Source organism: Cupriavidus sp. YR651, from assembly GCF_900101625.1.
Taxonomy (GTDB): Bacteria; Pseudomonadota; Gammaproteobacteria; order Burkholderiales; family Burkholderiaceae; genus Cupriavidus.
In genome coordinates this window covers 23,734-48,366 of sequence record NZ_FMYZ01000018.1, presented here as the reverse complement: position 1 = coordinate 48,366, position 24,633 = coordinate 23,734, and the positions used below count along the sequence as shown (strand labels likewise).

Here is a 24,633-nt window from a genome sequence, read left to right as displayed (position 1 = left end):
CGCGCGCTTCAGTCCACCGGTATCCATCTGGCTAACAGGCGCCGGGCGGCGAATGCTGCGAAGGCGTAGCCAAGCAGGATGACGGCAAGCAAAGGCCAGAAGCTCGCCGGTAGCGGCTGCATGCCCAGCGACTGCGCCAGTGGTGAGTAGGGAAGCCACGCGCCGACCAGACACAACGCTAAGGAGGTTGCCAGCAGTGCCTGGCTCGGCCGGCTTTCCAGGAAAGGCAGGCGGCGTGTCCGGATGACATGGACAATGAGCGTCTGCGAGAACAAAGACTCGATAAACCAGCCGGTCTGGAACAGCGTCGTCAGCGCGGGGGTATTGGCCCCAAACAGCCAGAACAGAGCCGCGAAAGTCAGGTAGTCAAAAATTGAGCTGACTGGCCCCATGGCCAGAATATATCCGCCCATCTTGCCAATCTCCCAGCGTCGGGGCTGGCGCAAGGATTCGTCGTCGACGTTATCAGTTGGCAGTGCCGTCTGCGAGAAATCGTAGAGCAGGTTGTTGGTTAGGAGTTGCAGCGGTGCCATTGGCAGGAATGGCAACCAGGCGCTCGCGCCCAATACGCTGAAGATATTGCCGAAGTTGGAGCTGGCACTCATGCGCAGATATTTGAGCAGGTTGGCGAATACCCGCCGCCCCTCCATGACGCCGTCGTGCAGCACCAGCAGGTTCTTTTCGAGCAGGATCACGTCGGCCGATTCGCGGGCGATGTCGGCGGCGCTGTCCACGGAGATGCCGACGTCGGCGGCGCGCAGTGCCGGCCCGTCGTTGATGCCATCGCCCAGCACGCCGACGACTCGGCCTTGCCCGCGCAGCGCGCTCACGATGGTTGCCTTGTGCGCGGGCGTGAGTTTGGCGAAGACCTGGTTGCGCAGAGTTGCTTCGGCCACACCTTGACCATCGAGCTTGTCGAGGTCGCTGCCGAGAACCGGAGTGCTGTGCGCAAGCCCGACCATCTGGCAGATCTTGCTGGCAATGCGGGGACTGTCGCCAGTCAAGATCTTGACTTCGATGCCGCTGTTGGCCAGGGCAGACAGCGCCGGCGCAGCGCTTTCCTTGGGGGGATCGAGGAAGGCGATGTAGCCGAGCGGGGTCAGGCCTTTCTCGTCGGCCAGGCCGTATGGATGCGTCGCCGGCGCCTCCGGGAGTTCGCGGAATGCGATCGCGATGACGCGGAAGCCATCGTCATTGAGGTGGTCACTGATGGCCGTCAGGTCACGGTAGTGTTCGGCGTCCAGCGGCACGCGCCGGCCGTCCAATTCAGCCGCAGTGGAGACCGAGAAGACCTCCTCCACCGCGCCCTTGCAGATCAACAGCCGGGCGTGCGGCGCCTGCACTACGACCGACATGCGCCGCCGCGTGAAATCATACGGAATCTCGTCGATTAGCTTGTAAGCCTGCGCAATGCCCAGCCGCTCGCTCAATGTCTCGTGCTGCAGCACAGCCACATCAAGCAGGTTATGCAGGCTGGACTGAAAGTAGCTGTTGAGATAGGCAAACTCCAGTACCCGCTCGCTGTCATGACCGGCTAGGTCGACGTGCTGTTTCAGAATGACTAGGTCCTGGGTCAGAGTCCCGGTCTTGTCCGTGCAGAGCGTGTCCATGGCGCCAAGGTTCTGGATCGCGGCCAGTCGCTTAATGATGACCTTGCGCCGGGACATCGCCAGTGCGCCCTTGGCGAGATTGACAGTGACCAGCATTGGCAGCATTTCCGGGGCAAGGCCCACGCCGACTGCCATGGCGAACAGGACGGCTTCAAACCAGTCGCCCTTGGTCAGCCAGTTGATCAGGAACACCAATGGTGCCAGCACGGCGATGAGCGCCAGCATCAGGCGCGCGATGCGGCTCAGGCCGGTTTCGAAATCGGTCGGCTGCGCATGGCTGGCGATCGATTTCGCGATATGTCCGAAGATCGCACGCTCCCCGGTCAGCACGACCACCGCCATCGCCGTCCCGCTGACCACGGCAGTTCCCATTAGGGCAATATTGCCGAGGTCGCCCGCTTGCGCCGCGGCGGTGCAGCGCTCGGGAAATTTTTCGACTGGCATGGATTCGCCGGTCAGCGCCGCCTGGTTCACGAACAGATCTTTGGAGGTCAACAGCCGGACATCTGCGGGTATCAGGTCACCGGCTGCCAGATGGATGATATCGCCAGGAACCAGCTCAGTGATCGGGCGCTCCTGTGCCGCCGGTGTGCTGCCCGTGGCCGCCCGGCGCCGCACGGCGATGGTGGTGTGCACCATGCTGCGTAGTGCCGCTACGGCGCGGTCGCTACGCGTTTCCTGCCAGGTTGCAAGCGAGACGCTCAATACGATCATCCCGCCTATCAGGACAGCCGCACTATTATCATGCACGAGGATAGAGATCGCTGACAGCACCATCAGCATCGCGTTGACGGGGCTGGCGAGTCGCCGGGCGAGGCTTGCGAGCCAGTGCGGCGCGTCGTTGGCGGCAATCGTGTTGGGGCCGCATGCGCCCAGTCGTATGGCCGCCTCGCGCTCTGTCAAACCGGCCTCGCTCGCGGCAAGCTTGGCCAGGACTTCGCCGGTTTCATGTGCGGCGACCCACTCCAGTTCAGCCGGCAGGGACGCCGCGTGGAGTGCGGGAACCCCCGTATGCCGGGCCGGTGTGAGCGCGGTACCGCACCCAGGTTCCGGCGGCGTCTCCCTAGCGGGAAAGTGCGGCCCTTGAGCTTTGTCCCGACCGGCGACGGATGCCATGCCTTACCGTGAGGCCGTTGCCCCGGGTGCCCGCACCAGCAGCACCGGCACCTTCGACTCGCATAACAGCCCTTGGGCTACGCTGCCCATCACCAAGCGCCGCACCCCGCGCCGGCCGTGGGTGCCCACAACGACCAGGTCGGCATGGACGCGCTGAACGGCGTCGTTGATCGCCATGGCGATGTCGCCAAGCGCAAGGATTTCATCCACCAACTCTGTATGGCAAGCGACCCGAGCAGCACGGGCCTGGGCTTGGGCCTGAGCGAGCAGCTTGCGTCCGGCCTTGATCAGGTCGGAGCGCAGGTCGCCCAGGTTGCCGTAGCCCATGTCGTACTTGAGGTAGCTGTTGTCAACGACGTGGACGATTTCCAGCTTAGCCTTGCACACGGCGGCGAGTCTAATGGCCTCGGCCAGTGCGAGATCGCCGCAGTCGCTGCCGTCGACGGCGACGAGGATGGTTTGATACATAGTATTGCCCCCTTTCGTGAACGCCGTGAACGGGTGTGAAGAGACATAAGCGGGCGTGTAGTCATGGCTTCAAGCCTAGACCGGCACAGGGAGGGAAGGTTGATGCAGGTCAGAGCGGAGGACCATCGGCCGGCCTGGAAGACTTAGGCGTTGATTGATAGGCATCAACCTGCGGGCCTCCGGCAACTCCTAACTTGGAGATGACCATATCCACCCCGAGGTTGCCATGTACCGACGCATTCTTCTGGGCATCGACGGCAGTCCCTCATCCTGGCAGGCTCTGCAACAGGCGGTGTCCATGGCGCAGGCTACCAACGCCGAGGTCTGCGCGATGTTCGTCGCGGACGACAGCGGCCTTTTGTTTGAAATCCCTCTTAGTGACCGGCCCCGGCTGATGGCCGACGTCATTGCGTACGGCAAGCGAGTGCTGGCCGGCGCCGGGGCATGCTTGAGCGCCGCCGGCGTGCGCTGGAGTAGCCGTCTGGTCGAGGCGCCCGGCATGCCAGCGCGGATTGCCGAGGCGATCGTAGCGGAAGCGGACCACTGGAGCGCGGATGTCATCGTGATGGGTACGCACGGCCACCGCGCTGTGCGGCACATGGTGCTGGGGTCGGTTTCGGAGCGTGTCGTCAGCAAGACCGTTCGGCCTGTACTGTTGGTTCGCGATCCATCATGCGCGGCCGACCCTTCCTGAGGGTCAAATCACATCGCAATCAATCATCAGGAGTGACGAAAATGCAACTCGCGAGAAGCGTCTGTGTTGGACTGTCCACGCTAGCGGCGGCGCTGACGGTGGTGGGGTGCGCCACGCGCGCCGCCCCATCGGAGGCAGATGTCCCCGTGCAAGTCATCGAGCAGCATGGCACCCCCTATGTATCGGGTGGAAACGACGAAGCTGGCAGGCTTCGCATGCTGGATATCGCTGCGCGCTTCAACGTCCGGTTGTCGATGTTTAATGCCGGCAGCGGTGCGCCGCTTGGGGGTGCCACGGTTGTCGTGGCGGCCCCGGATGGCCGCCGCCTGTTGAGCGCGATCGCAACCGGACCACTTTTCTACATTCTTCTCCAGCCGGGCGCTTATAGCCTCGCCGTGGGCTACCAGGGGCGGGATCAGATGCGCGACATTGTCGTCGGCGAACGGCCGCTCGACTATACGTTTCAGCTCCCTGTCAATACGCTTGAGGACGACTGGCTGCTATGCCAAGCCGCCGAATGCCAGCGTCGCTGAGTTGCGACTGAGCACAGAAGGAATAAAGGGATAGCGCCAGCTCGACGGTCAAGTCATGGCGGGTGCACGGCGTTGTATAACGCCCGTTATGCGACACCGCGAGGGTCGTGTAGCCGACAAAGATGGAAAAGAGAGAAAAGAGAGGAAAGAGACAGTCACGCCCCCGACGGCGCAAGCGGAACTTTCCCACAGGTCTCGTTGGGGCACAACCAGGCCGGACGCACGGCATGCGCTGAGGCCAACAATCTCGGCCTCCGCCAGAAAGTCACCGCGCGCCGCCATCACGAAAATCGCGGAGACGCGCGCAGGCAGCGCCCTCAGCCAGTGGCTCATCCTGAGCGCGGCAACAGCTTCGGCGACTTGGCGTCGGTGCTAGTGCGAGAGTAGTTGAAAATTGTGGCTCGGATCATGGCAGCAGCCTCCTGGTGTCAATTAGCTACGGCTCGCCGGATCGTAGCGACCCTAGCGACAGCACCGAAGCACCCTTGACACGTATCAACCGCAGAGCGGCCGGTTGACCTACGCTGGACCCAACCAGTCCACACTTGAGCCGCCCTGACGGCTCTGTCAGCCGGAGAACTACGCATGTACCAGCGCATCCTTGTCGCCATGGACGGCGGTGCATCATCTGAACTGGCCCTTGAACAGGCCATGGTTATCGCGCGGGCAGCCGATGCGGAGGTGGAATTGGTCCATGTGGTCGACGACCGCAGTCCGTTCTTGGACGTTACTGGCCTCGATCCGATGAGGCTGGTCGAAGACCTCACGACCGCAGGCGAGCGCGTACTTTCTGGTGCGGCCAGCAGGCTGGAGGCGTGGCACATTCGCCATGCGACCCGGCTGCTGGGTAGGCCCATGGTGGACGGCGACATTGCCGCCACCATCGCGGCCGAAGCAAATGGCTGGGGAGCCGACCTAATCGTGATGGGAACGCATGGCCGCCGAGGTGTAAGGCGGCTTGTCATGGGTAGCGTCGCGCGGGGCGTGATCGCGCAGGCCGTCGCCCCGGTTCTGCTGGTCCGTGCTGAAGAAACATAGGCCGGCGACAGACGGGAGGGCTTGATGCCAGATTGCCATGAATCAGATCGACTTTTCCAATGACGCGCCGGACTATTGTCCCGCCAGTCCAAGCCTGTGGTGCAGGGCGACCGTTAATGGCTCACCAGCGACCTATGAAATCACTGCTGAGGCCCTTGAAGATCATTTCGGTGCACGGTCCTATCGGAATGAAGATCTGCTTCCCGCATTCTTGAGCAATCGCCAGGATATTGAACGGGTAGCTGGGGCCTTATTCGAAATGACGGGGGCATATCATATCGTCCTGCACAGCGGACATTTTCGCTTCGCGGTGTGAGGTATGACCGGCACAGGCGGCCTTGGGTCGCCAAGCCACCAATGTGTACCACTGCCTTCAGCGCAGGGGGATGGCGCAATGATTAGGCGCTTGCAGTGCTGCCAGCCCGCATTCTGGTTCCGATCTGGGAAAGGTGTACCTCCGTGCCAGACCTACTGACCCGCCCAAGCTGCGCACGACCGCATCGGTGCTAATTGCCCTGGCATCAGGATTGCCCGGCGCGGGCCGCAGCACCTCCCACGCATGGCAGGCACCAGCATTCAATCTCATAGCGTGCGTCGCCGATACTGCTTAACGGAGATACTGATGCATTACGCTACCGTCCTTGTTCACCTCGATGCCAGCCGCCGTGTGTACCAGCGGCTGCACCTTGCCGTCCACCTCGCGCTGGAGTTCAACGCTAAGCTGATCGGTTTGCTCGTGGTAGGCAAGCCGGACCCGACCGCCATGCGCTATCTGGTGGACGGCGACCGGTATCTCGCCTCTTACACTGAGTGGCAGCACCAGGTAGGCGAGCGGGCACGCCTCGAATTTGTGGGGGCCACCGACAAATTGGCCATCAACACAGAATTCAGGGCGCCGAGTTGGGCTACTGCTGCAACCGTTCTGACTGAGGCCCACCGATCAGACCTAGTCATACTCGGACAGCATGATCCGACCGATGACGCTGCATACGCGGAGCGGCAGTTCATTGAATCCGTAGTGTTGCAGTGCGGGAGGCCAGTGCTCGTGGTGCCTTATGCGGGCTGGTTCCCAAGCGTCGGAAAGAATGTCATGGTGGCGTGGAACGGTACCAGTGAGTCCGCCCGGGCCATCCGGGATGCGTTACCGCTGCTGCAGCGCGCAAACAATATCGACGTCGTCTCCTGCCCGCAACCGGACGCGTTGAGCGAGCCGTCCGGCTCGCCGCCGCAATATGCCGCTGACTGGTTGGGTAGCCACGGCGTGACAGCGCACCTGCGTACATGCCCTGCGGGAAACGGCAACGAGACCGGCGAGATGCTCCTTTCTGAAGCCGCCAACCGCAATGCCGACCTGATTGTCATGGGAGCCTATGGCCACAGCCGGACGCGGGAACTGGTGCTGGGTGGCGTCACCCGTACGCTGCTCAGGTCGATGACCGTGCCGGTGCTCATGTCTCATTGATGCCCAAAAGGAGAATCGGTGGGAGATCAGTCTTGTAGCGAGCGGACAATGTGCTCAAGATCCCGGTCAGTTCGATTTTCCGGTGCAACAGGGAATCCTGGTGCGTGTTCGCCGTAGTGAATGGTCGCGCAATCCGCGGTGAAGTTCGAGTCGGCCACAGGAATGCGGCGGAGGCCGAATTGCTCGACCCGCTGCCAGAAGGCCCGCAGCTGATCCGCAATCCGTCGAACAGCTTGGCGGACAGTCAGAGTGTGATCGAACGGAAGGCTCAATAGTCGTGCAAGCTCCCAATACGAAAGAAAGCCATTACAATCGCCACATGTCACGTGCAACCCCAAGCAATTCGCTACGGGTAATGCTGCTCATTATCGTGTTGGCGCAGCTGCTGATCCCGCTCCTGCACGGCCATTTCGGTACACCGAAACAAACCGGCCTGCACGTGCACACCGCCCTCTCAGGCGTGGTTAATTCTCATTCTGATTTCGGATTTGTCGACCACGAATCCTTGTCCCACGGGCATCAAGATGCGGGCCATCATGGCGTAGGCTTGACGAGCTCTGAGCCGTTCGCGGTCGGCGTCGAACCCGCGATCGAACCCCTTAATCTGTCCTCGCTTCTTTTGGCGGTGGCGGCCGTTGGCGTCTCTGCGCTGACCCTCATGTTGCTCGCGGCCATGGCCTGTTGTGCGTCGGCATCGCGCCGCGCGTACCGCTTGCCGCCCCGGCCGATCCAATGGCGCGACCGCATCAACCGGCCGCCCCCCTCACAAGCGCCTCCGCTGTTCTTCTGATCCCGCAACCGGCCATGACCGCCGGTGTCCCCGCGCGCGTCCGATATGGACGTGCGGCGTCCCTTCTTGTGGATTGGAACAGCCATGTCTCTTAAACGATTCCTGATGGCCGGTGCATGGCTCGCATCGGCCGCCCTTCCTTTTGAACTGTCCGCTACCGAGCTGGCTGCGCTGTCGCTGTCAGCCGAGCAGGCACGCGCACTGGGTGTGCGCGTCAGCCCCATTGCCGCCTCCACGGACCTGGAGGTGGGCACGCACGCGCGCGTTGTCTTCACACCCGACGCACAATATGTCGTAGCGGCACCGTATGCGGGCATGGTCCAGCGCGTGCTGGTCTCGGTCGGGCAGACGGTGCGCCCCGGCCAAGCACTGGCAACCTTCGCCAGCCCGCAGCTCTATGAAGCCAGCCGTGCGCTCACCGAAGCCAACTCGCAATCGCACCTCGCGCAGCAATCGCTGGCACGCGACAAATCGCTCTACGACGATGGCATCATCGCCGCCAGCCGCTGGCAGGCGACGCAGGCCCGTGCGGCAGAGGCCACCGCCATGGCCCGCGCACGCCGCGCGGAACTGGCCTCGGCAGGCATCACCTTCGCCGGCCCCGGTGGTGAAGCGCAGATGATTGCCAGCCGTGGCGGCATCGTGTCGGAGGTCAGTGCGGTTCCGGGCATGCGTGTCGACAGTGCATCGCTGCTGTTTAGGATCGTCAATCCCGTCGCGCTGGAACTGGACCTGCTGGTCGGTCGGGACGTGCCGGTGCCGTCTCCCGGCGAGCGCGTGAACGTGCCACAGCGCGGAGCATCGGGAACGGTCATCGGCGTCGCGCCCTCCGGCGACGGCACCGCCGGTGTCCGTGTGCGCGCATCGCTTGTGAAGCGCGGCGACCTGCGCGCCGGCGAGAGCGTCGGCGTCACGTTGACACTGCGCCGATCTAACGGCGCGGGGGCATTCCGCGTACGCGTTCCAGCTGCCGCGCTGGCCTACGTGCAGGGCACGCCCGGATTATTCGTGGCAACCGACAAGGGTTTTCGTTTCCAGACCGTTACTGTGGACAGCACGGACGAGGCAAGCGCTGTCGTGCGCGGCAATCTGCCGGCTGGCACGCGCGTGGCGGTAGCCGGCATTGGCGCGCTCAAGGGCATGCTGGCGGGAGAGCAATGATGCTGTCCCACGTGATCGAATTTTCCTTGCGCCAGCGGGCGCTGGTGCTGATTGCCGCGTGCGCGGTGGCGGCTGCAGGCATATGGGCTTACCTGAACCTGCCCATTGACGCATTTCCAGATATTTCCCCTACCCAGGTCAAAGTGGTGCTCAAGGTGCCGGGCATGACCCCGGAGGAAGTTGAGCAGCGTGTTTCGACACCCATCGAGCAGGAATTGCTCGGTATCCCACACAAGACCATCGTGCGTTCGGTATCCAAGTACGGCATCAGCGACGTGACCGTGGATTTCGAGGAAGGCGTCGATGCCTACTGGGCACGCCAGCAGGTATCCGAGCGCCTAGCGGGTCTCGCGCGCGACCTACCATCGACCGCCGTGGGCGGCCTGGCGCCGATCACGACGCCGCTGGGCGAAATGTTCATGTTCACCGTCGAGGGCGATCGCTACTCGCTGGCCGAGCGGCGGCGCGTGCTCGACTGGATCATCCGGCCCGCGCTGCGTACCGTGCCCGGCGTTGCCGACGTCAACGTCCTGGGCGGCGAGTTGCGCAGCTACGAAGTGATTCCCGACCCGGCCCGCCTGCGGGCTCGCGGAGTGACGCTGGATCAGCTGCGTCAGGCCCTGGATACCAACAATCGCAACGACGGCGCCGGGCGGCTTGATCGCGGCGACGAGCACTGGGTCGTGCGCGTGGAAGGTGGCATACGCGGGCTCGACGACCTGGGCGCGATTGTCGTCGTGCCGGGGCAGGGCGCACCATACGCCGCCGCCATTACGATCGGCGACGTTGCCACCGTGCGACTGGGCGAGGCCACCCGCAACGGCGCGGTCAGCAAGGACGGGCAGAGCGAGGCGGTCGAGGGGCTGGTGCTCGGTCTGCGCGGCACTGACGCGCGCAAGCTGGTGGAGGCGGTGCAGGCGCGGCTCGCCACGCTGGGGCCGCAATTGCCACAGGGCATATCGACTCATGTCTTCTACAACCGCGGTGAACTTGTGACGCGCGCCACCAACACCGTGGTGCACGCGCTGATCGAAGCCAGCCTGCTGGTGGTGGCGACGCTGTATATATTCCTGGGCGGCGTGCGAGCCGCGTTGGTGGTTGCGGTCACGCTGCCACTGTCGATGCTGACGACTTTCCTACTGATGCGCTATGTCGGCCTGACCGCCAACCTGATGAGCCTGGGCGGCCTCGCGATTGCGCTGGGCATGCTGGTGGATGCAGCCGTGGTGGTGGTCGAGAACATCGAAACCGCACTTGCCCGAGCCAAGACACACCAGACCGATCCGGCGCTACGGGGCGCGGTGATCCGCCACGCAGTGACGACCGTGGCCGGACCGATGATTGCCGGTGTCTCCATCATTGCTATTGTGTTCCTGCCGTTGTTGTCGCTTCAGGGCCTGGAGGGCAAGCTGTTCTCGCCGGTGGCGCTGACCATCGTGCTGGCGCTGGCGTCTTCCGTGGTAATCGCCTTCACAGTGGTGCCGGCGCTGGCCTCGCTGCTACTGCTCGTGCATGCGGTGGAGCCGCCCTGGCTGATGCGCAAGGTGACGCACGGGCTTGTCCGGTTACAGAACTGGAGCGTGGCGCATCGCCGCATTGTGTTCGGCGGCGCGGGCGTAGCGCTGGCGATCGCCGTGGTGCTGTATGCATCGGTGGGCAAGACCTTCATGCCGACCATGGACGAGGGCGATCTGATCGTGCAGTTGCAGAAGGCACCATCGGTTTCGCTGGCAACGTCGATCGACCTGGACCTGCGCGTGCAGCAAGCGCTGCTGAAGGAGGTGCCGGAGATCCGCTCGATCGTAGCGCGGGCCGGTTCGGACGATCTAGGCCTGGACCCGATGGGCCTGAATGAAACGGATACGTTCCTGGTGCTCAAACCAAAGAAACAGTGGCGCGGCGGCAAGGAAGACATCGCCGCCGCGATCCGGCGCGTGATGGAGCGCTTCCCGGGAGTGATCTACAGCTTTACGCAACCAATCGAGATGCGCGTCTCGGAGATGTTGACCGGCACGCGTGGCGACGTCGCCCTCAAGATCTTCAGCAATGACCTTGCCGCCAGCGAAGAGGCAGCGCAGGCCATCGCGGCAAGGATTCGGGAGATCTACGGTGCGGTCGAGGTGATCGCGCCAAGCAACAGCGGGGTCCAGTACTTGAAGGTCTCGCTCGACCGCGCGGCGGCCGGCCAAGCGGGCTTCTCCGGCGATGCCCTGCAGGCGCAGTTGCGCGCCCTTGTGGAAGGCGACCGCATCGGTGTGGTACCAGAAGGCACTGTCCGCACGCCGCTTATCCTGCGCGGTGGCGCGGCCTTGCGGCAGGCGCCGGAGTCCTTTGCCGGCCTGCTGATGACCGCACCGGACGGCAAGGCCTGGCCACTGACATCGCTGGCGCGCATCGAGCGAGTGGACGGGCCGGTGCGGATCAATCACGAAGACGGCGCCCGTTTCGCGGTGGTCCAGGTCAACGTCGAAGGCCGCGATGTGGCGGGCTTCGTCAAGGAAGCGCAGGCGGCGGTGGCCAGCCTCGGCACACTGCCCAAGGGGCTGCGCATCGTCTGGGGCGGCCAGTTCGAAAACCAGCAACGCGCGGCGGCGCGCCTGGCGATGGTGGTTCCCCTGGCGCTGGGGGCGATTTTCCTGCTGCTGATGCTGACCTTTCGCTCGGTGCGCCAGGCGACGCTGGTGATTGCCAACATCCCGTTTGCGATGGTGGGTGGTATCGCCGCGTTGCGATTGTCGGGGGATTACCTGTCGGTGCCGGCCTCGGTCGGCTTCATCGCCCTGCTCGGCATCGCCGTGCTCAATGGCGTGGTACTCGTCTCGCACTTCAACGCGCTGCTGGAGTCTGGCCTCGGTATGGCCGAGACGGTGCGTACTGGTGTGCACGACCGGCTGCGGCCTGTCCTCATGACAGCCTGCATCACGGCATTCGGGATGATTCCGTTGCTGCTGGCCTCCGGCCCGGGGTCGGAGATCCAGCGTCCGCTGGCGATAGTCGTCTCCGGTGGCCTGCTCTCTTCGACTGCGCTCACGTTGCTGTTGCTGCCACTCTTGTTTGAACGCTTCGGAATGGCACGGCCCCGTGCAGCCGCAGGGCAAGGAGAATCACAATGAGATTCGATATGTTTCGATGCACGCTGGCCATGGCTTGCGGAATGGGTGTCTCGAGCGCGATGGCACAGTCCCAGAGCGCTGCGGGCTACCTGCCGGGCGAAGCCGAGGTTCGAGAGGCGGTTTCCCGCTCGCCTGACGTGATGACCGCCGAGTCCCGGCGCGACGCCACGCTGGCGCGTGCCGACGGCATCCGCGCGGGCACGGCGGAAACCGTGATACGCGCGACCGGCCAGGGCCGCCAGGTCCGAGATCCCTCCGATCGCTATGCCGAAGGCCAAATCACCGTGGAGCGACCGCTAAGGCTTTGGGGCAAGGCCGGTGCAGACGGGCGCTTGGCCGATGCCGCCGCCGAGGTGGGCCAGTTGACGGTGAAGGACGCGCGCCATGAGGTATCGCGCCAGATCCTGGCCCTCTGGTTTGCCACCGTGCGAGCGGGCCAGGCCCGAGTGGCCGCACAGAACAATGCCCGCGCGGCGGCGGAACTGTCAGCCCTGACCGCGCGTCGGGTTCAGGTGGGCGACGCCTCGCGCCTGGACGGCGAGCTGGCCGCGTCCGATCACGCGCGCTTGCAGGCCGCACTGGCCATGGCCACGGGCACGGAGCAGGCCGCACTGGCTGAATTGCAGGCCCGGTTTCCGGGGCTAGGCCGGCCCGGGCTCGCGGCCGAAGCCTGGCTGCCGCCGTTGCCCCCTCTACCTCAGGGGCCGCTGGAGCAACTGCGCGCCCAGTACGTTCAGGACAGCCACGAGTACAAGCTGGCGATGGCCGAGGAGGTGCAATCGCAGCACCAGGCAAAGCGCGTCGATCTGGAGCGCCGGCCGGACCCTACCGTCGGCATGTTCGTGACGGTCGAGCGCGGAGGCGCGGAACGCATTCTGGGCGTCAGCGTGGCGATGCCCCTTGGGTCGGCGCATCGCCGCTCCGCGGCGGCGGCGGCGGCCGCCGATGCCGACGCGGCGGCCCGCCGCAGGCTTGGTATAGAACGCCGCCTGGGTGCGGAATTCGACGTGCTGTACCGCAATTTGGAGGGAAGGCGGGCCGCTGCGCAAGCGCAGGCGGATGCCGCGGCCTTGCAGCAGACCACGGCGGATCGTGCCACGCGCGCGTACCGCGCGGGCGAGACAGGCCTGGTCGAACTCATCCCCGTGCGTCGCGGCCTGGCTGATGCGTTGCTGGCCGAGCGCCTCGCGGCGGTGGACGTACTGGAGGCGGACAGCCGGCTCAAGCTCGACCTGCACCGCATGTGGGACTTCGACGAGTGACTTGGTCTCCCGGGCGCGGCACGGGGACGTTAACGGAACGAACTAACATCATGGCATCCAGACAGGAAATCAAGAGGTATCGTGCGCATCTGGCTGACGAGCGTCATAGCGCAGCGCTCTATGAGACGCTTGCCCACATAGAAAATGACGTCAGCCGTAAGCAGGTGTTCTGGGAGTTGGCCGCATCGGAACGAGCCCATGCAAAGGTCTGGGCCGACAAACTGAGGGCAAACGAACAGCGTGTATCAGATAGGCAGAGCATCAAAACCCTTTTGATGAGGAGTCTAGTTCGTGTCTTCGGTACTAGATTCGTGCTACCTACGCTTGCAGCTGTGGAGTTTGCAGACAGGAACAAGTACGCCGGCAACCCGGATACCGCAGAAATGTCCAAAGACGAACACCACCATGCCGGTGTAATACAGTCCTTGGCGAATGCTGGGAAGCCAGAAGCAACCAGGGGCACCGAGATTGCCGAAAGCGAGTCTTGGCATAGAGGCGTGTCATCCGGAAACGATCTTCGCGCGGCCGTGCTCGGTGCCAATGACGGACTGGTATCGAATTTTTGTCTGATTATGGGTGTCGCCGGTGCCGGAACGGGCAACAAGGCAATTCTGCTAACCGCATTGGCGGGGCTGATTTCCGGAGCCTGTTCGATGGCACTAGGAGAATGGCTGTCAGTGATGAACGCGCGCGAACTTGCACAAACGCAAATCGCAAGGGAAGCCGACGAGCTTGAACATAGTCCTGACGCGGAAGAACACGAGCTAGCTCTCATCTATCGTGCTAAAGGTCTGGATGGAGATGAGGCGAAGCGCGTCGCATCGCAACTTATGCGTGACAGGGACAAGGCACTGGACGCGTTGACGCGAGAGGAGCTTGGGCTCGATCCAGCAGAGCTCGGTGGCAATCCGTGGTCTGCCGCCGCTGTATCCTTTTTTCTGTTTGCGACTGGAGCCATTTTCCCTGCCATGCCGTACCTGTGGACGTCAGGGCTTACGGCCATCGTGCAGTGTATTGTGTTGAGCGTCCTGGCTCTGGCGGCGATTGGCGTTTTCACATCGCTCTTCAACGGTAAAAGCGCAGGCTTTTCCGCAATTCGTCAGGTCATCATTGGCCTGGCGGCAGCGGCATTCACGTTCGGCATTGGACACGTATTAGGTGTATCAGTCTCATAACTGTCACTTCGACCGCATCGTGTCCGACGTTGAGTGTCAATCAGGAAATGTGGGGTGACCATTGAAGCCCCAAGGGGCGGGCCCCTCCAACGCGGGCTATGCCATGACCTGGAATCAGTTGCAGTTGCGCATGCTCGAGGCGATTGCCGAGGAAGAAAATAATGCTACTGCTTTCATCATCGATCCGGAGCCGCTCCACCGGCACCAACGGCGAGGCTCTGCTTCGATACCTGAATCACCGGGCACTGCGGCAGGGCCTGCATGACGGGGCTTATACAGGAAGCAGGGCATTAACTATGCCCCAGCTCCTGCTAGCGTTCCTGCTGTATCTGGCGACTTTGAGTGGTACCAACGCTGGCTCGGTCGTAACGGTAATGGTAACGGACGCGGCCAGTGGCCGTCCCGTTCCCGGCGCCACTGTCACCGCCGGGGAGGTCGTTCAACTCACCGCGATGGATGGGGGTGCCCGTATTTCGCTGCCTGATCTTACTGGCATCTCCATTGGCGTCCGCGCACCTGGCTATGCCCGTGCGCAGTCGGTGCTGGAAGCGGGAGAGATGCACAAAGTATCATTAGCGCAATTGCGGCCCAAGGCGGTGTACCTGTCCGTCTATGGCCTTGCGGACAGGACGCTGCGCGAAGGTGCGCTCACGTTGCAGGGGAGGACCTCGATCAATGCGTTGGTAATCGACATAAAGGGCGACCGGGGACAGACACCCCATCCGAGCAAGGCACGCTCAGTGAGCGGTGCCGAGGCCCATGCGCCGGGGCCTGTGCCGCGCGTGGGCGACCTTGCGTCGCTTCTGGGGACGTTACACGCCCGAGGTTTGTACCTCATCGCCCGCATCGTGGTGTTCAAGGACGATCCGCTGGCACTGTCTCACCCGGAATGGGCAGTGCGAGACGCGACGGGTAATATCTGGCAAGACCGTGAGGAGCTTCGCTGGATCGATCCCACCATCAAGGAGGCTTGGGCGCATAACCTCGACCTCGCCGAAGAAGCCGCGCGCCTAGGCTTTGATGAGATCCAATTTGACTATCTTCGTTTTCCCGATACCGGCGGCCTAGTGTTCAGCCAGCCCAATACTCGCGCGAACCGGGTTGCGGCCATCACCGGGTTCCTAGCGGCAGCCCGACACCGGCTGCGCCCCTACAACGTGTTTCTGGCAGCGGATATCTTCGGCTACGTTTGCTGGAATCTTGATGACACCGCCATCGGGCAGCAGATCGAGACGTTTGACGTCTCCGTGGACTACATCTCACCGATGCTGTACCCATCGGGCTTCACCTGGGGTCTCCCCGGCTGCCGGCGGCCTACCGAACACCCGGGCGAGATCGTGGCGCGCTCTCTGGCCGAAGCCAAGCGCCGTACCGGCTTGTCTGGGGTGCGCTTTCGACCGTGGCTGCAGGCGTTCCGCGACTATGCATTTGACCATCGCGACTTCGATGCCGACGAGATTCGCCAGCAAGTCGATGCCGCCGACGCAGCCGGCACGAATGGTTGGATGCTATGGAACCCCAGGAACCGCTACGATCCGGACACTTTGCCGCGTTAAGGCTGGGCCATTTCATTGGCATGCTTGCCCGGGCCCGTGCTAGCGCCTGAGATGTTGTCGCCGCCCGCTGCGCACATCGATATGAGGATTACTCAGGAGATCCCAAACGGCCGCGTGCTGAGCACAGTTGTGCTAGTCGGCGATGCCAAGCCCATCACTACTGTGCCGCCCGAGATCGGCTTCTCTTTTAAGATGCGCCTGAACCCATTCTGACCGATATAGTCTTTGATTTGGCGTCGGTGAAGAAGGCCGTCATAACGGCAGTCATGTAGCCGGCAGAACGGGTACCCCCTCGCTCTCGATGCGCCGGCAAGCTGCTTGGCGTGCCCATTGACACCGTGTGTGGCCGAACTACATGAGCTCTGCGGCTTGCCATTGAATGGTGCGATGTTTCGTTAAGCATTGTCCGTGAGCGGTGCTCGCGAATAGTGGTAGCTACGCTCGCGGGATCAGGGCGCGTTTCTGACCGCAGACCTGCCACCGCAGGCCCTGTCTACGCCAGCGGCCAGTCGATTGGAGTGGGTGACAGGCCTGCTTGTGGCGAAGGTGCGGGCGCCAAATTGTGGCGCGTTCAAGAAAAAGGCTTTCTCCTATTGTCCGACGGCCCATCCGCGCCGCAGTTGAGCGTAAGGACGGGGCTTTCAGCGCACTGACGTTGAAAGAAGGTGTGCTGACAGCGCGATGGTGATCGTAGGAGTCATCCTTCTGTCCCACTGGGGGAATTGGATTGGCAAGTGTATTCTTCTAACATCTTTTCGGTAGAACAAAACCAAGCTTCAGGCTGATGGACAAATCATTCTTGCCTGTTCGCTCCCCATACTCGAGTCCTGTTCGGATGCCTTCGAGGCCGCCATGGCGCAAAGAAGCTCTAGTCTCTCCGTGAATTTGAGCGAAATCGAACTCGACCACCGCTACAGACTGTTAATCGATGCAGTGCAGGATTACGCCATCTTCATGCTGGACACCTCGGGAAATGTGGCGAGTTGGAATCCCGGAGCGCAGCGAAGCAAAGGATACGCTCCGGAGGAGATAATTGGGCGTCACTTCTCGATTTTTTATACGCCAGAGGACGTCGCAATTGGAAAGCCCGATCACCTACTTGAAGACGCTGCGTTGAACGATCGTGTGGAAGACGAAGGGTGGCGCGTGCGTAAAGACGGAAGCCGGTTTTGGGCAAACGTTGTCATCACTGCTGTTCATGACGAAGCCGGTACCCTGCTTGGATTCGCGAAGATCACAAGGGACTTAAGCCAGCGGCGCAGGTTAGAGGAACTTGAACGGGCCGCCGCGGCGTCTGCACACGTGCAGCAAGCGCGGGAGAATGAGCAGAAGCGCATCGCCCAGGAATTGCACGATGATTTGGGCCAATCCCTCACGTCTTTGAAATTGACGCTCGCAGTCCACGAAATGGAACTTATTCAACATGTTCCAGAGGCAATTCGCGAACGTCTCACCTCCATCAACGAGTTAGGCGGGCAAATCGACGCGATAGTCGCGTCATTGCGGCGCATTGCCGCAGACCTTCGCCCGCCAATCCTTGACGACCTTGGGTTGGGGGCTGCGCTCGAATGGATGGCCGAAGGGTTCGAGCAACGTTACGGGATTCCAGTGAAGTGCGCCGTCAATACTGATGCATTGCACCTGACTGATTTGGCCGCTATTTCCCTCTATCGTGTGACGCAGGAAGCGCTGACAAATGTAGCGCGCCATGCCAAGGCGAGTGAGGTAAGTGTGAGGCTGCTAGTCGATGAACGGTACATGTACCTACGCATTCATGACGACGGTGTCGGCCTTCCCGAGGATGCGAAGCGGAGACCTGATTCCTTTGGTCTGCTTGGCATGCGCGAACGTATCCTGCAACTGGGCGGTACTCTATCTATCTATAGCAAGTCCGGCGACGGCGTGACCATCGCAGTAAAGGTACCGCTATCGAAAATCCTGGTGGAGAACTCGACGTGCACGTGATATTTACTGGTCACATGGCTTTGTGCCGACGGCAGTGGACGGGGCGAGCTCCGTTACCCTGACGCCGATTCTTGTTGTGCTCATTCCGATCCTAGGTGGGCTTCTGCGTTCCGTCCCGGGGCAGTCGCGACGGGTACGTGGATGTCTTCGCTCGCTTGCTTTAGGCGCTCATACGCACGAGGCTCTTGTCTTCGCTTTCTCGGCAGCAGCAACATGGCGCTTGACCGCGATAAAGCTGTCGGGACTCACAGACATCGAATCAATGCCGCTCTCGACGAGGAATCCAGCGAACTCCGGGTGGTCGCTCGGCGCCTGGCCGCATAAGCCAACTTCGGCTCCGGCTTTGTGTGCCTCTGCGATAACGCTTCGAATCATCCATTTGACGGCGTCGTCCTGCTCGTCGAACAATTCCGCAAGTTCTGCCGAATCACGGTCCACGCCAAGCGTGAGTTGAGTCAGGTCGTTACTGCCGATCGAGAAGCCATCGAAGCGTTTGGCAAATTCTGACGCCAGGATCACGTTTGACGGAATCTCGCACATGACATACACGTTCAGGCCGGCGTCCCCGCGCACAAGGCCACTCTCCGCCATGACCTCAAGAACGCGGTCCGCCTCCTTTGCGGAGCGGCAGAACGGAATCATGACGATTACATTGGTAAACCCCATCTCCTTGCGCAAGCGGATAATCGCCTGGCATTCCAGCGTGAAGCCGTTTCGATATCGGGGAGAGTAGTATCGCGACGCTCCTCGGAAGCCAAGCATCGGATTCTCCTCTCGGGGCTCGAATTCCTTGCCGCCGATCAGATGCGCGTACTCGTTGGTCTTGAAGTCGCTCATGCGGACGACTACCGGATGTGGATACTGAACGGCAGCGATCCGCCCGAGTCCGCGCGCGAGACGGTCGACAAAATATTCCGTCTTGTTCTCGTACCCATCAGTCAGGCCGGCAATCATTTGCCTCGCTTTTTTATCCTTGAGCGTGTCGTAGTGGATCAGTGCCATCGGATGGATCTTGATGTGATTGCTGATCACGAACTCCATCCGCGCCAGCCCGACGCCATCGGCAGGGATCCGCCACCAGCGGAACGCTGCTGCGGGGTTCGCCAGGTTCAGCATGACTTTTGTGTGCGTTGCCGGGATACTGGCAAAGTCGATATCCTCGACTTCATAGTCGGCGGTGCCTTCGTAGACAAAACCCTCGCGACCTTCCGCGCATGACACAGTAATCTCTTGCTCATCGTGCAGAAGATGAGTCGCATTTCCCGTACCGACGATTGCCGGAAGGCCGAGCTCGCGGCTCACAATGGCTGCGTGAGAGGTCCGACCGCCGTGGTTGGTGACAATGGCAGCTGCACGCCGCATGAGGGGAACCCAGTCGGGGTCAGTCGACTGGGTCACCAGGATGGCACCGTCGACGAAGCGTCCCATCTCCCCCGGGTCTTCGATGATGCAAACTACACCCGCCGCGACGGCATCGCCGATACTCACGCCCGATGCCAACTTGCGGCCGGACTTTTTTATGCGATAGGTTTTCACCGCAATCGCCTCGCGCCGCGACTGAACGGTCTCCGGTCGGGCCTGAACGATGAACATCTCCCCGCTCTCGCCGTCCTTCGCCCACTCGATGTCCATGGGTTGGCCATAATGCTCTTCAATCGTGCGGGCCCAGCGCGCCAAGGAAAGAATCTCCTCATCGCCCAGCACGAAGGATGTTCGTTCCACCTTCGACGTCGGGACATATTTGGTCGGAGCATTGCGATCGTTCGTGTAGATCATCTTGCGGCTCTTGTTGCCGAGCTTCTTCCCGATGATTGGCTTGAGAGACGAATCGGACAGAAGTGGCTTAAAGACTTCGTATTCGTCCGGTTCGACCGTCCCCTGCACAACGCTTTCGCCGAGGCCCCAGGCAGCGCTAACTAGGGCCACCTTGTCAAAGCCGGTTTCAGTGTCAATCGAGAACATCACACCGGCGCCGCTCAGGTCGGATCGGACCATGCGTTGGACCCCAACGGACAACGCGACCTTCATATGGTCGAAACCCTTCGCCTGCCTATAGCTGATCGCGCGGTCGGTGAAAAGCGAGGCGTAGCAACGACGGCAAGCGTCAAGGAGCGAACGATCTCCGCGAATATTAAGAAAGGTCTCCTGTTGGCCGGCAAAACTTGCATCCGGCAAGTCTTCTGCAGTCGCACTTGATCGGACTGCAACGTCGATGTCGAATTGTCCTGTCCGGCGGTTCAGCTCTGCGTAGGCCAGACTGATCGCATCAGCTGTCTCCCTCGGCCATTCGCCGCGGAGGATAACCTGACGAATGGCAGTTCCGGCCTCGGAGAGGGTAACTTTGCCGTCAGCAAGTTCGCTAAGCGTTCTGGAGAAGGTCTCCTGTAGGCCATTTGCTTCGATAAATCGCCAATATGCTTCCGCGGTGAGCGCGAACCCCGGTGGAATCTTGACGCCTGCGGACGCCAGATTGGCCACCATCTCCCCCAGTGATGCATTTTTTCCACCGACGCGAGGAACGTCGGCCCGCCTTAGTTCGTCGAACCAGATGATCTGTGTATGTTCGGTCGACATGTGCTGCTCCTTCCTGGTGGAGTTGTACCGACACTTAAGCAAAACCACGATTCCGCTGCAATGCGTAGTGCCTAGGAAATTATCAGAGCGTAGAACAGCGCTTGCTAACGGCTGACTGATTCACACTAGGCGTGAAACGGCGCTGCGTCTTGATCGAACGCAATCCGCAGCGGGGCGGGGCCCCAGTGGCAGCCCTTCACACTAAGCGCGGCATCGGCCCGAGACACGGCGAGATAAGGCGGGCGCAATGTTGGGCACTCCACATGGGCTGTCTGCACACAGCAGGTGAACGAGACCCTTGTAGTTATCTTCTCTGGAGAATGGCCAAACGGCGGCTGCGGCAACGGGCAGACCGCGATGGCGGTTGACCACGATCAATGCGCGGGCACCAGCGGTGCGATCGTGCGTACCCCGACGCAGATTTTCGCCGGCTTGCGATGGGTCAAATCAGGCGCGTAGCCACGGGCTAGCCTTTAGCCAGACGGGTATATCCGCTAATGCTGGAGATGAGCCATGATCGAAACTATCCTGGCCGCAGTAGATGGCAGTCGTTGCGCACATCGGGCACTGCTCGAGGCGGCAGTGCTTGCGACCGCCTGCCATGCGCATGTACTCCTCGTCTACGTTGTTGATGACAGCGACGCCTTGCTCGATGAAGCGTCTATTGATCGCGACGAATTCCTGCGTAGGGCGGTCGCCTACGGCCAGCGCGTGCTGGCTGATGCCAGCGCATTTCTCGGAAGCCAGGGCGTTTCCCACGGCACAATGCTCGTACCTCGGCCGGCCAAGGCAGGAAGCGTGGCAGACACTTTGCTTGGAGAGGCACGCAGAGCAAATGCCGACTTGATCGTAATGGGAACGCGCGGTCGGCGCGGCACGCAGCGACTCATCATGGGCAGCGTCAGCCAGGAAGTGCTTGCGCGATGTATGGTGCCCGTGCTGTTAGTTCGAAGTGATGACGATTCCCAACGTATCGCTCGCGCTGTGCCGTCATGAAATCGATTGAATCCCCGGGGCCGCACACGATCGTACTGTGCTGCCGGCCCCGTCTCGGCAGAGTCCGACCAAACTAACGCACAATGTACCGCAGCGAGGTCGCCGCTATCTCTTTCCTGTCGTCTTGGAGGACGCCTGTGCCCTTTGTGTGGAGCATTCGTATCGATCGACAACGGTCGGACAGGTACGGCAATCTTTAGGTTCAACGAGGAATTCCGGGGAAGGCCGCCTTGATCTTCAGGAAGAAGTACTCCTCGTCACGATAGCCGTAGGCCCGGCGCTTGATGACCTTGATGGTGTTGTTGATGCCCTCAACAACACTCGTGTTCAGCGGATGCCGGCAGCGGGCGATGATGCCGTGCCAATAGGCTTTCAGGCGCTGGGCGAACAACTCGAGAGCAGGAATCCGGCTCTGGCTTGCCTGTTCACACCAATGCTCCCACGCCTTCTGCGCCCATCCGGGGCGGCGATAGAACCACAGCCGCTTGAGCTCGTCTCTCAGGACGTAGACCGTCAGCAACGGCTGATTGGCCTGCAGCACCTCGTTCAGATGCACGGCCTGAGCGTCGCTCAGGTTCTCCTTGTTGCGCAGTAGCAGCCAGCGCGTGGACTTGAGTATCCGCCTGGCCGGACGGTCGTCCCGCAGGCGGTTGGCCTGGTCTACTCGGACCCGGTCGATCACCTCGCGCCCGTACTTAGCCACGACGTGGAAGAGGTCAAAGACCACCTCAGCCTGCGGGCAATGCTCGCGGATCTCCAGTTCATAGGCGGTCGTCATGTCGATGGCAACGGCCTCGATGCGCTCTGCCGCGCCTTGTCGATCGACTTGACGGTATGCCAGCCCAGATCAAAGAAAGCCGCCACGGCCTGCACCGTGCAGTGACGCAGCAACTGCCCACAGGCCTGCGCCAGCCGGGCTGTGACACGCTGGTAACGTCCCAGCCATTCGAGCCGCTCGAGTCGCGGCCCGCCGCATTGATCGCACCATACGCGCCTGCGGGGGACATGGAGCACCACCCGGTACTCGAACAGCGGAAGATCGCGCACGCGCCGCACCACCGTCTCATGGACCTGTCGGCACTTCGATCCGCATTCCTCGCAGTACATGACCTTGCTGACTGGCTTCAGGTAAAGCGCCAGCGTACGGCTCTCCCCTCAGGCCATACCACCCGATCGAGCTTGTAGCGATCCCAGCAGCCCAACGCCTGCAGCGTCTTCCGATCCAGCATTCCGTTCCTCAACAGCCGTCTTAACGGCCATTAGGATACGGAATGTGGCAATTCAGTCCCCGGAATTCTCCGAAGAACCAATCTTTATTGCGGGTGCAGACCATGACCGGGCCATTGACCTTTATGCGCTTATCTTCTTGCATTCCCTATTTGCTCACAACCTCAGTCTGTGGGAGATCGGGGATACCCGCGTCACCACTCTCGGCCATGTCCTCGCGGATGACGAGTACCGGTGCAGGGCAGTGGCGTACCAGTTTTTCGGCAACGCTTCCCAATACCGCGCGTGATAGGCCAGTGTGGCCATGTGTGCCTGCGACGACCAGATCCGGGCGCGAGTCACGCGCATATTGAACAATGCGATCGGCCACGTCACCGAGGGTCGCCATGTTGTCAACCAATTGCTCGGAGTGCTCGATTTGAGCGGCTTGCGCCCGCCCTGCAGCTTCTTGCAGCAGCGCGTTGGCTTCCGTCACATGTTGGCGGCGTATCGCGGCGAGTTCGAAGGGATTCTCCTGATTCTTCAGGAAGCTGTAATTGACAACATGTAGGATTTCTAGATGTGCGTGGCGCAATGCAGCTTCCCGCACGGCTTCGTCTAAGGCGCGTGAAGCACAGCGGCTGTTGTCGACTGCAACAAGGATTTTGCGGGGCATTGAAGGCTTTTTGTCTAGAGTCTTTGGGAAGGAGGGGCCGATGTCCATATCCAGGCGTGTGGTGATGGGTTGAAGGGCCGGTTCCGAGATGGCGCTTGCCAGCCCACGAATATGCATAAGGATGTCGTGACAACCGAACAGGGAGGCCCGCACAGCGACGCACGCGCTCCGGAAGGCGTCGGCGCTACCGCCCAGACGTCGGGCGCGGGCGAGCCACCGCGCTTGGCAACGAGACTGATGCGCGATGTACCTCTGGCGCAAAGCGGCATCCAGGGGCACGAGGCCATCAGACAAGGGAAACACCGGCGCCCCGAGATATGACTCGAACCAGAAAAGATACGCGCAGGCACGCATGCGATCGTCGATCGTGGTTGCGGTCTCTCGCATGCCTCTACCGAATCCGAAGGTTATTGATGACTTCGCTAACACCAGGCGCAGACCAGGCGGCCCCCGCCGCGGCACGGCGCTCTGCCAGCGAATCGACAGTACCTTCCAGCGTTACAACGCCAGCGTCTGCCTTGATCGAAATGTGGTGCGCTCCGCGTTCAGCCCGGCGACGCAACGCGGATTCGATCTTGCCTTCGATCGCCTCCGGGACGATTTTCGGTATAACCCGAATGAGGTTGAGGACGCCTACAACCCCGCGGATATGGCTGACCGCGCTTTCGGCCGCTCGCCGCTGAAATCCCCATTGCACATTGCCACGCAAAGTAATCCATCCCTTTTCGATTTCCACTTGGAGATCGTCTGCAGGGACGTGGACGTACCATTGCAGTGCATTGCGAGCGGCCAGCGCCACGGCTTCGTCGCCATGGCTGCCGTCCTGCCGGACTTCCAACTTGACCACGACGCCCTTGACGCCGCTGACCCGTTCGGCCGCTTTTTCTACGGCAAGCTTTTCGGAGTAGGTGCTGACGTGTCCCGACAACGTAACCACACCCTGGTGGACTTCCACGCCAATGCCGGGAGCGACGACCCTTGGGTCCCACTCCAGCTCGTCGTTGATTAGCTTTTTGAGTTCGATGTCTGTTTTCATCCTCTGCTCCTGGTTGGTGAAGGCGCCACCGCGAAGTGCGCGATGTCCGTCTACCTTAAAATCTAGGAGAACTCAGGATCTTGCCTTTGACATGGCACAAGCCGCGGCAGGAGGAGCCGCCGTAATCGTCGCCTTTCAATGCTGCGATGCAGTCAAGACCGGACAGAATAGGCGTTGAACGGGCATGCAGGAATGTGTCGCA

The 24,633-nt window shown here is 61.7% G+C and carries 19 protein-coding genes and 1 pseudogene; 14 read left to right on the top strand and 6 right to left on the bottom strand.

The genetic code is table 11. From position 1 onward, the window contains the following. Positions 1 to 8: 8 nt before the first annotated feature. Positions 9 to 2,726: a magnesium-translocating P-type ATPase gene (gene mgtA, locus BLR29_RS28800; protein ID WP_092142518.1), complete on the bottom strand. Its 2,718-nt coding sequence runs from the start codon at positions 2,724 to 2,726 to the stop codon at positions 9 to 11. Positions 2,727 to 2,729: 3 nt separating this feature from the next. Beyond that, positions 2,730 to 3,194: a universal stress protein gene (locus BLR29_RS28795; RefSeq protein WP_092142515.1), complete on the bottom strand. Its 465-nt coding sequence runs from the start codon at positions 3,192 to 3,194 to the stop codon at positions 2,730 to 2,732. A gap of 226 nt (positions 3,195 to 3,420) precedes the next feature. On the opposite strand from BLR29_RS28795, the gene BLR29_RS28790 reads away from it, so the two are divergent. From BLR29_RS28790 to BLR29_RS28735, 13 genes are all read left to right on the top strand, one after another. Continuing rightward, complete coding sequence (locus BLR29_RS28790) at positions 3,421 to 3,888, top strand: universal stress protein (protein WP_092142512.1); 468 nt, start codon at positions 3,421 to 3,423, stop codon at positions 3,886 to 3,888. A 146-nt stretch (positions 3,889 to 4,034) separates the two neighbouring features. Then, positions 4,035 to 4,421 carry a carboxypeptidase-like regulatory domain-containing protein gene (locus BLR29_RS28785; protein WP_255371491.1) on the top strand — a complete coding sequence of 129 codons (387 nt, stop codon included), beginning with the start codon at positions 4,035 to 4,037 and terminating at the stop codon, positions 4,419 to 4,421. Positions 4,422 to 5,006: 585 nt separating this feature from the next. After that, on the top strand, positions 5,007 to 5,459 hold the full coding sequence (locus BLR29_RS28780; RefSeq protein WP_092142506.1) for a universal stress protein: 453 nt from the start codon (positions 5,007 to 5,009) through the stop codon (positions 5,457 to 5,459). 37 nt (positions 5,460 to 5,496) lie between these two features. Further along, the gene (locus tag BLR29_RS28775) at positions 5,497 to 5,775 is read left to right on the top strand and encodes a DUF1488 family protein (protein ID WP_092142503.1); all 279 of its coding nucleotides are present in this window, start codon (positions 5,497 to 5,499) and stop codon (positions 5,773 to 5,775) included. A gap of 306 nt (positions 5,776 to 6,081) precedes the next feature. Further along, positions 6,082 to 6,921 carry a universal stress protein gene (locus BLR29_RS28770; protein ID WP_092142500.1) on the top strand — a complete coding sequence of 280 codons (840 nt, stop codon included), beginning with the start codon at positions 6,082 to 6,084 and terminating at the stop codon, positions 6,919 to 6,921. Between the two features lie 355 nt (positions 6,922 to 7,276). Beyond that, on the top strand, positions 7,277 to 7,711 hold the full coding sequence (locus tag BLR29_RS28765; protein ID WP_255371490.1) for a hypothetical protein: 435 nt from the start codon (positions 7,277 to 7,279) through the stop codon (positions 7,709 to 7,711). 84 nt (positions 7,712 to 7,795) lie between these two features. Then, positions 7,796 to 8,872 carry an efflux RND transporter periplasmic adaptor subunit gene (locus BLR29_RS28760; protein WP_092142494.1) on the top strand — a complete coding sequence of 359 codons (1,077 nt, stop codon included), beginning with the start codon at positions 7,796 to 7,798 and terminating at the stop codon, positions 8,870 to 8,872. After that, positions 8,872 to 11,985: an efflux RND transporter permease subunit gene (locus tag BLR29_RS28755; RefSeq protein WP_092142491.1), complete on the top strand. Its 3,114-nt coding sequence runs from the start codon at positions 8,872 to 8,874 to the stop codon at positions 11,983 to 11,985. Before BLR29_RS28760 ends, BLR29_RS28755 begins: the two co-directional genes overlap by 1 nt. Continuing rightward, entirely contained in the window at positions 11,982 to 13,247 is a 1,266-nt protein-coding gene (locus BLR29_RS28750; protein ID WP_092142488.1) for a TolC family protein, read from the top strand. The genes BLR29_RS28755 and BLR29_RS28750 overlap by 4 nt, the downstream gene beginning before the upstream one ends. A gap of 50 nt (positions 13,248 to 13,297) precedes the next feature. Beyond that, on the top strand, positions 13,298 to 14,422 hold the full coding sequence (locus tag BLR29_RS28745) for a VIT1/CCC1 transporter family protein (RefSeq protein ID WP_092142485.1): 1,125 nt from the start codon (positions 13,298 to 13,300) through the stop codon (positions 14,420 to 14,422). 103 nt (positions 14,423 to 14,525) lie between these two features. Continuing rightward, positions 14,526 to 14,687 carry a hypothetical protein gene (locus tag BLR29_RS32600; protein ID WP_176861088.1) on the top strand — a complete coding sequence of 54 codons (162 nt, stop codon included), beginning with the start codon at positions 14,526 to 14,528 and terminating at the stop codon, positions 14,685 to 14,687. A 31-nt stretch (positions 14,688 to 14,718) separates the two neighbouring features. Next, positions 14,719 to 15,978, top strand: coding sequence for a putative glycoside hydrolase (locus BLR29_RS28740; RefSeq protein ID WP_092142482.1), 1,260 nt, complete (start codon positions 14,719 to 14,721; stop codon positions 15,976 to 15,978). Between the two features lie 852 nt (positions 15,979 to 16,830). Further along, positions 16,831 to 17,943 carry a PAS domain-containing sensor histidine kinase gene (locus tag BLR29_RS28735; RefSeq protein WP_092142479.1) on the top strand — a complete coding sequence of 371 codons (1,113 nt, stop codon included), beginning with the start codon at positions 16,831 to 16,833 and terminating at the stop codon, positions 17,941 to 17,943. A gap of 168 nt (positions 17,944 to 18,111) precedes the next feature. On the opposite strand, the gene ppsA is transcribed toward BLR29_RS28735, so the two are convergent. Further along, on the bottom strand, positions 18,112 to 20,517 hold the full coding sequence (gene ppsA / locus BLR29_RS28730; protein ID WP_092142476.1) for a phosphoenolpyruvate synthase: 2,406 nt from the start codon (positions 20,515 to 20,517) through the stop codon (positions 18,112 to 18,114). A 513-nt stretch (positions 20,518 to 21,030) separates the two neighbouring features. On the opposite strand from ppsA, the gene BLR29_RS28725 reads away from it, so the two are divergent. Beyond that, a complete protein-coding gene (locus tag BLR29_RS28725) occupies positions 21,031 to 21,513 on the top strand; it encodes a universal stress protein (protein ID WP_092142473.1) in 483 nt (160 codons plus the stop codon). Between the two features lie 202 nt (positions 21,514 to 21,715). Here BLR29_RS28725 and BLR29_RS28720 read toward each other — a convergent pair. The 3 genes and pseudogenes from BLR29_RS28720 to BLR29_RS28710 all read right to left on the bottom strand — a co-directional run bounded on the left by BLR29_RS28720 (position 21,716) and on the right by BLR29_RS28710 (position 24,431). Next, positions 21,716 to 22,742, bottom strand: a pseudogene (locus tag BLR29_RS28720) (ISL3 family transposase). Between the two features lie 146 nt (positions 22,743 to 22,888). Next, the gene (locus BLR29_RS33045) at positions 22,889 to 23,782 is read right to left on the bottom strand and encodes a universal stress protein (RefSeq protein ID WP_255371489.1); all 894 of its coding nucleotides are present in this window, start codon (positions 23,780 to 23,782) and stop codon (positions 22,889 to 22,891) included. A 4-nt stretch (positions 23,783 to 23,786) separates the two neighbouring features. Then, a complete protein-coding gene (locus BLR29_RS28710) occupies positions 23,787 to 24,431 on the bottom strand; it encodes a BON domain-containing protein (RefSeq protein WP_092142470.1) in 645 nt (214 codons plus the stop codon). Positions 24,432 to 24,633 lie beyond the last annotated feature (202 nt).